Genomic DNA, 7068 nt, shown 5'->3' with positions numbered 1-7068 from the left:
CCGACAAATCCCAAACAGGACAGTCGAGACGTCAGTCAGGCCACGGGTCAGACCCACCGACGACATCACCACGAACATCATCACTGTCAGGCCAGCAGGACTCGCTTCCGTAGTAGGTCGAAGCCAGCCCGGCCGTACATCTGGCGCTTGATCATTTTGATTCGGTTGACGTGGCCTTCGACTACGCCGGAGCTCCACGGCAGTGTGAGACCGGCGGTGACGGCGGCGAGATCGCGTTCGAGGCCATTGACGAATGCGTGGAGGCTGGGCAGATCGTCAGCGCGGACCGCCTTGATCCATTGCGGGAGCTGGTCGCCCTGGAGCTGGGTGAGCATCTTCCCGAACGCGCGGACGTGCCCGGTGAGCGCGTCCAGTTCGGGGCAGTCGGCAAGGACGGACTTGAGCTTCAGGCGCTCGCTCTCCGGCAGGGTGTCGGGGTGGGTCAGGATCCAGCCGGTGACCGTGCGCGGGGACGGTGGACGGGCGGCCGGTGCGGTCGGGGTTGTGCGGAACGGCTGGAGGTAGGCGCGGACGGCTCCGTAGCCGCCCGTGTAGCCGTGTGCCTTGATCTCCTCCCAGAGGGTCCAGGCGTTCGCGCAGCCTTCGGCCCATCGCTCGTGCAGGTGGGCCTTGAAGTCGTCGAGCTTGGTCCTGCGGTTCTGCCACTGCCCCTGGAACAGGTCTTTCGGTCTCGCGGCCTCTGCCAGCCGTTGGACGGTGCGATAGGTCATGCCGAGCTGTCGCTGGATCGAGCGTCGGCTGTGGCCGGCGGCCAGTAGTGCGTGGACCGTGGCGTGCTTGGCGCGGGTGCGGTCGGCGAACCGGTGCCCGGTGGGCCACGGCGACCCGCTCTCGGCCGGTGCCGGAGCCTTCTCCGGCACCGGCGCGGCGAAGGTCGCGCGGAGGCACGAGCGGTGCCGGGAGACGCACCGCTCAGCCGCCTCGCCGAGGTTGCGCCACAGGTGGAACCGGTCCGCGACCTGAACCGCAGTGGGCGCCCCGATCCTGGCACCCTCCGCGAAGAACGGGGCACGGTCACGGCAGACGACCTCGACCCCCGAGTGCCCGGCCAGCCAGGCCGCGACCGTGCCCGCCTCGCGATCAGGCAGGAGGTCCACCGGCCTGCGGGTCTCGACGTCGACCAGCACGGCACCTCCACACGAACCGTCGGGGCTGGCGTGGAATCGGGAGCGTGTGATGACTGAACCGGATGATGACGGCGGAGACGAGGATGGAAGCGAGGGCGGAAATGTGGGTGGAAGCGGAGGCGAACCTGACGCGGCTATTATCTGGTACATCCTGGGGTTTATTGCCGGACTGTTCCTGACAGGAAAGGTTATGGCTTCCCAGGGGATCGATAAGCCAGAGTCATTGGGTGAAACAGTAGTGATGGCAATCCTGCTTCTCGCCCCAATGTTCCTCCTGGGGGCATCTCGAAGCATCTGAGCAGCGAAGCCAATAAGGGGAGTATTTCATGGGCGACATACTGGACAACAATGTTCGGAATCACCATATCTGCACTTGCATTACTAGGCATCACAAGCCTTGATGACGCGCTTGACTTCTTCAAAACATGGAGCTCGCAAGGAAAGTGACGACACACCCTCTCGTTAAATTCCCTGCCAGGTGTGAAAATCACGATAGAGGGGCAATTCGGCCTGGCCTCCGCTCCCGCGCAGCCCAGGGATCCTGGGAGCCTCAGGCCAACAAGGTCAGGCGAGGCTGAGGGTGCTGCCGGCGGCGTAGGCCTCAACCCATTGCGAACGCAGGCCTTGCGAGAGCGTCATCAACGGCCACAAAGTGCGTCCAGGAGCGCGGTCTGCTGCTCGGTCAGCTTGCCCTCGGTGCGGGCCTTGTCCTGCTTGCACAGCCACGTGCCGGGCCGGAACGCCGGGTCCACCTCCCCACCGGTGCGATTCACCGGGCCGTCGAGGGTGCCGCCGGCGGCGAGGTAGGAGAGCAGGCGGCGGTAGGAGCGGTTCCAGTCCGGCTCCAGGCGCCACAGCTCGTCCAGCGCGTTCAGCTTGACGGTCTGGTCCTTGGTGAGGTTGTCGGCCTTGCGCTGGCGGCGCATCCACGCTCCCACCGCGTAGTCGTCCAGCTTCGCGGTCGCCGGGATCGCGAGGTGGCCGTGCTGGTGGTGGAAGGCGGCGGCGTAGGCGGCGCCGCGTTCCCAGGCGTTGGCGTTCTTCGACCAGATCATGCCGAGCGCGTCCAGCTCGCTGACCCGGGCCGGGTCGAGCAGGCCCTGGCCTTTCAGGTGGCGCTGGCGGGTGAGCCAGGAGATCAGCTCCGCGTGCTTGGCCTTGTCGGTGGGGTCGAGGTGGCCGTGCTGGAGGTGGAAGACCGCCGCGACGGCGTGCATCCGCTGCCACTCGACCGCGCGCGGGTTGAAGGCGCGGAGCTTGACGGTCTGGAGGATTCGGGCGGCGTGCTGCCGGGCGTTGATCTTGAGCCACTCGATCGGCGACTCGACCGGGGCCGGCTGCTGCTCGCCCTCCCCGGCCTCGGCGGGCTTGGCGGCGGTGGTGTGCGCGGTGCCCTGCGAGCGGGAGGCGCGCAGTTCGGTGATCCGGCCGACCACCCGGGCGTCGTGCGCAGCGAGGGCGCGCAGGACCCGCCAGATCGTGCGGAACGAGCTGGCCTCGATCTCGGCGTCGGCCTCGGCCTTCACGGCCTCGCCGGCGTCGTGGACCTCGGCCGGGTGCGCGGCGGCGGTGTCGTCGCCGACCTCCGGCGTGGGGAGGTAGACCGGGATGATGACCCAGGAGACCTTGCCCTGGCGGTAGGTCTGGCGCAGCGCTCGGCCGACGGCCTGGACGATGTCGACGACCGACGACTTCGGGTCCGCGAAGCAGATGGCGTCCACGGCGGCGACGTCGATTCCTTCCGTCAGGAGTCGGCTGTTGCACAGGATGCCGCACTCCTCGCCGTCCTCGCCGGTGTGGGCCTTGAAGTCGGCGAACGCGGCGCGGCAGTCCTTGAGACGGTCCGTGCCGGCCACGGCCTTCGCCCAGATCCGCTCCGGGCGCTCCGCGTCCTCCAGCAGCTCCGAGGCCTCCAGCAGGGTGCTCGCGAACTCCCGCGCCGCCGACACCCGGGAGTGGAACGTGATGACCCGGCGCAGGCCGAGGTCGGCGACCGCGCGCAGCACGGCGATCTGGAGGGCCAGGCGTAGCAGTTCCTCGTTGGTGCGCTGGGAGCGGAGGTCGGCGACGGCTGGGAGGTTGAGCAGTTCGCGTAGGTCCTCGTCGGTGACGACGGGGACCAGGACGCGGTAGTCGGCGAGGTAGCCGTGCTCGATGCCCTGTCCGAGCGTCCAGGTGAAGCAGGTCTTGCCGTAGATCTCCTCCGAGTCCATGGAGCAGAGCACGGGCAGCGCCTGGCCGTCGGCGTCGGTGAGGTCGGCCAGGCCGTCCTTCGCGCGCCGGTCGTCGGCGATCCGCGGGGTCGCGGTGAAGTACAGCCGGCGCTTCGCCGGGACCTGGTCGTCGGCGTGGACTGCGGCCCACGCCTTGCCCTCGGCGCCGGCCGTGCGGTGCGCCTCGTCGATGACCACCAGGTCCCAGGCCGGGAGGGCGAAGTCGCGGTGGGCCTGGACGATCCGCTCCAGGCTCGCGTAGGTGGCGTACACGGTGACCGGCTCACCCACCTTCTCAGCGGTGACCAGGTCGGTGATCCGGGCCGCCTGGGTGGTGACCTGGGCGTGAACGCGACCGCCGGCTTCCGCGCTCTCCAGTGCCTCCTCGCGCGAGCACGCCGCCACTGCCAGCCCGCGGCGCCCGCCCCGCAGCGACCACGCTTCGGCGGTCTGCTCCAGCAGCTCGATCGTCGGCACCAGCACCAGTACCCGGCCCCTGGCGGCCAGGCGCCGGGCGCAGCCGGCGGCGATCAGCGTCTTGCCCGAGCCGGTGGCCGCGACGACGGTGGCGCGGCCACCGTCCTTCACCTCGCGCACCGCGGCCGCGACGGCGTCCTTCTGGAACCAGTGCAGCGGCAGCGGGTTCACGATGGCGGGCGGCTCGGCCTGGACGGGCAACGCGGCCGGGATGTCCTCGATGGCGGTGGTGGTCGTGGTGTCCACGGCGGAGGTGTCTCCTGTTCTGCCCGGTCGTGCAGGGAGTGAGTGGTGCGGGGCGGGTGGGCTGCTACTGGTTGATGAGGACTTCGGATCTCTGGTGGCCGTCCGGGGTCCAGGTGCGGATCTCCAGGTAGACGATCTCCGCCTCGGGGACGGCGCGGCCGGTCTCGATCAGCCAGGTCTGCACGGCGTGGACGACGTCGCCGTGGGAGTCGGCGACCCGGCGGGACCATTCGGTGGCGGGGAAGCCGCCGGTGGCGGAGGAGCCGTAGGTACGCTCCTCGGTGCCGTCCGCGCGCGGGACGACGCCGCGCCGGATGCCCGCCGAGTCCTGCTTCGACCCGGCGGACAGGGTGAAGTAGCGGGCGCGCATCCGCACCGTCAGGGCGACCCGCCCGTCGGCGGCCGCGGCGGCGTGGATCACGGTGGCCAGGTGTGCGGCGCCGGTCTTGATGGCCTGCTTCCCGGCCCGGCCGGCCATCGACCCGCCCGCGGTCCCGATCACGTCCTTGCCCCGTACCCGCGCCTTCTGCCCCGTCCTGGTCCGGCGGCGGGTGGTGTTCGCCTCGGCGATGCCGGCCAGCGCCTCCTCGTCGCGCTCGCCGCCCCGCACGGCCCGCACCATCTGGCGCAGGGCTCCGACGAACGCGGCGCCCTTGCCCTTGGTGAAGAACTGGCTGACGAGGGAGGCGTCGCGGCCGAGCATCCTGGCGACCTGGCGCCTGGTGTAGCCCTGGTCGATCAGCTCCTGGGTCAGACGCGCGGCCTCGTTCGGGTCCTGCGGCGTTCCCGGGCTCACTGGTCGCCTCCCTGGGTGTAGTGGGTGCGGCCCAGGTCGCGCAGTGCCATCAGGTCCTCCACCGTGGCAGGCGGCGCGACGGGCCCGGGCAGGTCGCCCTTCTTCAGGAACTCGCCCGGCTGGCCGTGGTAGGGCCAGGTGACGTCCGCGGTGGTGTAGATGGCGTCGGTGCGGAACGCGACGATGCTCCGCGCGGGCAGGTGGAGGGCGCCGACGTGGACGTCGTCCTCGCGCATCCGCATGGACAGCAGCGCGGCCCGGGCCCCCGACCAGACACGGGCGGCCCACTCGGGGTGCGCGTTCGGGTCGCGGGAGAACCCGGTGCTGCGCTGCCAGGTCACCAGGCCCCCGTCCTGACCGAGGATCTCCACCCCCGCCGGAAGCGGCTCGCCCACCGGCGTGGAACCGCCGACCATCCGGGGACGCTGCGCGAAAGCGCCGATCCCGAACAGCAGGATCGAGCGGACCGCCCGGGAGGCGAGGTAGGCCGCCAGCCGCTGCCGCTCGTCCCCGTGCAGCTTCGAGAGGTTGGCCAGGTCCGCCCACGCGGCCTTGAGCTTCTTGCCCCAGTCGTCGAGCGGCTTGCCGTCCTCCCAGACCAGGCCGTCCAGCACCTCGACCTTCCACGGCATCAGGTGGTTGGACAGGGCGAGGTGGACCTCCGCTCCCCCGGCCCAGGTGGTGAACGTGACGCCACCGACGGCCGGGTACTCCCACGCCTTCTCCCCCGGCACCGGCGCGGGCAGCAGCCCGACGTGCTCCCACCCGGCGGGGACGGTGACCCTGATGTGCCAGTGCGAGCAGGACATCAGGGCCTTCGCCCGCGCCTTCTCGTCCATCGCCGCGAAGCGCCGGGCGGTGATCCGCTCAGGGGCGCCCACCCCCGACTTCCAGGTCTGCTTGCCGTACGCGAACGTCGCGTCGAACTCCACCAGGCGCGGCAGTTCGGCGGGCACCCTCGGCGGCAGGATCAGCTCGGTGCGCCCCTGCCCGCCGGTGGCGTGCAGCAGGCCCCGCAGTTCCTCGGACATGACCGGGTAGCCGCCGGCCCACTTCCCCTTCGTCGGGATGGTGCGCGTCCACAGGTCCCGGCCCGTCTGCGACGGGGAGCCCATCAGCACGGCGTCGTCCCAGTGCCGGCGCAGCGCCTGCCACAGCAGCCGAAAAGCGTCCCGGCAGGTGACGACATCGGCGCCGTCCGCGTCGAACCACTCCCCGATGGAGCGGATCTCGACCATGTCGCCGTCCGGCTGCACGGTAGGGGCGTAGCGGCCGACGGGCTGGCGCTGGTGGATGAAGTGCCCGGCGAGCTTGTCCTTGCCCCGGCCGGTCGCGGTCGTCCACCGCTCACTCGGGGCGTTGAGCCAGGCCGCCACGGCGTCCTTGAGGGTGGAGTACCGCTCAGCGCCGTCGTGCCACGGCGCACCGGCCGTGACGTAGATCCGCTCGGTGCCGGGCGCGGCGGCGAGGACGGCGTCCAGGATCTCGCCCGGCGTCCTGGCGCCGAGGGCCAGGCGCAGCGTGTGGTCGCGGACCACCAGCTCGCCGATGGCGGTGTCCAGGAACACCGTCGCCCGGGACTGCTGCTCGAAGCGGGGGCGGTTGGAGACCAGGCCGGAGGTGACGGCCGCGAAGGCGTCACCGGCCGGGCCCTGCGGGATCTCCGGCAGTACTCGCGCCTGCTCGGCGGGCACGGTGGCGGTGGGCCGCGGTGCGACCAGGGCTTCGGCCGGCATGGGAGTGGCGACCGGTCCCGGGGCGGCGTCGGTATGGCCGACGGGCTCGACCACCGCGGCGGGCTCGGCCGGGGCCGGGTCCGGCCGGAGGGTCATCGCGGGGGCGACGGCGGCCGGCTGCGGTGCGGCCCGCGGCACGGCCGGGGCGACCGGTACGGCCTGCACGGCCGGGGTCTCGCCGGCGGTCCGGGCCTCGCGGACGGCGGCCGGGGTCGGGTCCAGCAGCGGGGCGATCCGCACCACGTCACCGATCGGCAGGCCCGAGGCCTTCGCGATGGCATCGGCCTTCGCTCCCTCGTACCCCGCGAGCCCGGCCACCCGACGCGAGCGCTGGGCGGTGAGCTTGTCCAGTTCCTTCCGCGCGGCCGCGACGACCTTCTCGGCCGCCGCGATCTCGCCACGCAGCTCGCGCAGTCCGACGAGCTCGGCGGTGTACGTCTTACGGTCCATCA

At 71.3% G+C, this 7068-nt stretch carries 4 protein-coding genes and 1 pseudogene; 1 reads left to right on the top strand and 4 read right to left on the bottom strand.

Annotated features, from left to right (window positions below; all coding sequences use genetic code 11):
• Window positions 1–86 precede the first annotated feature (86 nt).
• A pseudogene (locus tag ACWDRR_RS33420) lies at window positions 87–1181 on the bottom strand (ISL3 family transposase); the annotation flags it as partial.
• Between the two features lie 16 nt (window positions 1182–1197).
• Between ACWDRR_RS33420 and ACWDRR_RS33415 the strand changes: the two are divergent.
• Window positions 1198–1446: a hypothetical protein gene (locus ACWDRR_RS33415; protein WP_449776011.1), complete on the top strand. Its 249-nt coding sequence runs from the start codon at window positions 1198–1200 to the stop codon at window positions 1444–1446.
• A gap of 340 nt (window positions 1447–1786) precedes the next feature.
• Here the strand turns inward: ACWDRR_RS33415 and ACWDRR_RS33410 are convergent, their stop codons facing one another.
• The 3 genes from ACWDRR_RS33410 to ACWDRR_RS33400 form a co-directional block, all read right to left on the bottom strand.
• A complete protein-coding gene (locus tag ACWDRR_RS33410) occupies window positions 1787–4084 on the bottom strand; it encodes a Helicase associated domain protein (RefSeq protein ID WP_449776002.1) in 2298 nt (765 codons plus the stop codon).
• Window positions 4085–4148: 64 nt separating this feature from the next.
• Window positions 4149–4880 (bottom strand): helix-turn-helix domain containing protein, encoded by a 732-nt coding sequence (locus ACWDRR_RS33405; protein ID WP_449776001.1) that lies wholly within the window; start codon window positions 4878–4880, stop codon window positions 4149–4151.
• Entirely contained in the window at window positions 4877–7066 is a 2190-nt protein-coding gene (locus tag ACWDRR_RS33400) for a hypothetical protein (protein ID WP_449776000.1), read from the bottom strand. The genes ACWDRR_RS33405 and ACWDRR_RS33400 overlap by 4 nt, the downstream gene beginning before the upstream one ends.
• Between the last annotated feature and the right edge of the window lie 2 nt (window positions 7067–7068).

This window comes from Kitasatospora sp. NPDC003701, from assembly GCF_053587085.1.
Note: the sequence above shows the minus strand (reverse complement) of the source record. Positions and strands in the feature narration are given on the sequence as shown.

Bases quoted from the DNA above. Each gene is read 5' to 3' on its own strand.
- ACWDRR_RS33415 (WP_449776011.1), top strand. From the start codon at position 1,198: ATGACTGAACCGGATGATGACGGCGGAGACGAGGATGGAAGCGAGGGC.
- ACWDRR_RS33400 (WP_449776000.1), bottom strand. From the start codon at position 7,066: ATGGACCGTAAGACGTACACCGCCGAGCTCGTCGGACTGCGCGAGCTG.